Genomic DNA, 1810 nt, shown 5'->3' with positions numbered 1-1810 from the left:
CATCGGCGGGCGGGGGCGGGCTGAAATCGATGGTCTGTTGGGTCATCGGTGGGCAATCGTGTCTCTCGTGGGCCGGCCGCTGGGGCGGGCCACCTTGCGCCGGGAGTTTAGCGGCAAGGCACCGCGGGCCCGCTCACCGCCCAACGGACCACATTGACCTCAGCATGACGCCGCTTTTGCGCGGCAAATCCGCGTCGAACCCGACTCGCCTGCCGATACTCGACACCATGGCCACTCCCCTTGTCTGGTTCAAGCGCGACCTGCGCGTGCACGACCACGCCGCCGTCCACGCGGCGATCTTGCGCGCACCGCAGCAGCCATGGCGAGGCGTCTACATCGTCGAGCCTTCGGTTTGGGGCCAGCCCGACGCGTCGGCGCGCCAGCTCGGTTTTGTCATGGAATGCCTGGCCGACCTGCAGGCCCAGGTGCAGGCGCACGGTGGCCGACTCGAGGTGGTGCGTGGCGAGGCCTGCGAGGCGTTGGCCCGCCTGCATGCCGAAACACCATTCGACGCCCTGCTGGCGCACGAAGAAACCGGCAACGCCCTGACCTACCAGCGTGACCTGGCCGTGGGGGCGTGGTGCCGGGATCGGGGCATCGCATTCGAGGAGTGGCCCCAGTTCGGCGTGGTGCGCCGCCTGCGCAGCCGCGACGCCTGGCACCTGGCATGGGACGCTTTCATGCGCAGCCCCACCTGGCCCACGCCGCCCCGGGCGAACGCCCTGAGCAGCGCCGTCTCGCCACACCAGCCCGGCCACGCGCCTCGGCCATCCTGGGCGCCCCCGGACCTGCCCACCTTCGCGGAAGCCGACGCACCGCGCCGGCAGCGGGGGGGACGGCAGCGCGCCCTGGAGGTGCTGGACGACTTCCTGCACGACCGATGCGCCCGATACCGGGGCGGCATTTCGTCGCCCTTGTCGGCTCCCACCGCGTGCTCGCGCCTGTCGCCCTACCTGGCGCTGGGCTGCGTGAGCCTGCGCGAGGTCGTGCAAGCCACCCACCACCGACTGGCCGAACTCTCAGAACCAGCCAGCTCGGCACCGCCCGACGAGCAGGCCCGGGCAGCACGACAGCAAGCTGGCCTGCACGCTTTCATCAGCCGCCTGCACTGGCACTGCCACTTCATCCAGAAGCTGGAAAGCGAGCCCGAAATCGAGTGGCGCAACGTGCACCGAGGCTACGACGGCTTGCGAGAGGGCGAATTCAGCGCCGAACGGTTCGCGGCCCTTCAGGCTGGGCGCACGGGCTGGCCCCTGGTGGACGCCTGCGTGGCCATGCTGCGCGAAACCGGCTGGATCAACTTCCGCATGCGCGCCATGCTGGTGTCGGTGGCCAGCTACCCGCTTTGGTTGCACTGGCGGGCCGTGGGCGAGTGGCTGGCGCAGCAGTTCGTCGACTACGAACCCGGCATCCACTGGAGCCAGATGCAGATGCAGGCCGGCACCACGGGCATCAACACCACCCGCGTCTACAACCCGATCAAGCAGGCCCGCGACCAGGACCCCCGCGGCGTGTTCGTGCGCCGCTGGCTGCCCGCCATGCGACGCGTGCCCGACACCTGGTTGTTCGAGCCCTGGCGCATGCCTGCTGACGTGCAGGCGCGCTGCGGCCTGCGCGTGGGCGCCGACGACCAGGCCGACATCCCCTTGCCGCTGGTGGACCTGGACGAGGCCTTGCGCAGCGCCAAGGCGCGATTGCACGCACGCCGCGCCGACCCAGACGTGCGCGCAGCCAAGCAGGCCATCGTGAACCGGCATGCCTCGCGGGCCCACCGAGGCGAACGGGCCCAGCGCGCAAGCCAGCCTCGGCA

1 protein-coding gene is annotated in these 1810 nt (G+C 70.7%); it reads left to right on the top strand.

Features of this window, described 5'->3' with window-relative positions; genetic code table 11:
* Positions 1-227: 227 nt before the first annotated feature.
* A partial coding sequence (locus B2W70_RS02220; RefSeq protein WP_286742402.1) for a cryptochrome/deoxyribodipyrimidine photo-lyase family protein occupies positions 228-1810 on the top strand: 1583 nt, incomplete at its 3' end.

The organism is Aquabacterium sp. UBA2148 (assembly GCF_002328915.1).
Lineage (GTDB): Bacteria > Pseudomonadota > Gammaproteobacteria > Burkholderiales > Burkholderiaceae_C > Aquabacterium > Aquabacterium parvum.
The sequence above is the reverse complement of the archived record's forward strand: the minus strand, read 5'-3'. Positions and strand labels throughout refer to the sequence as shown.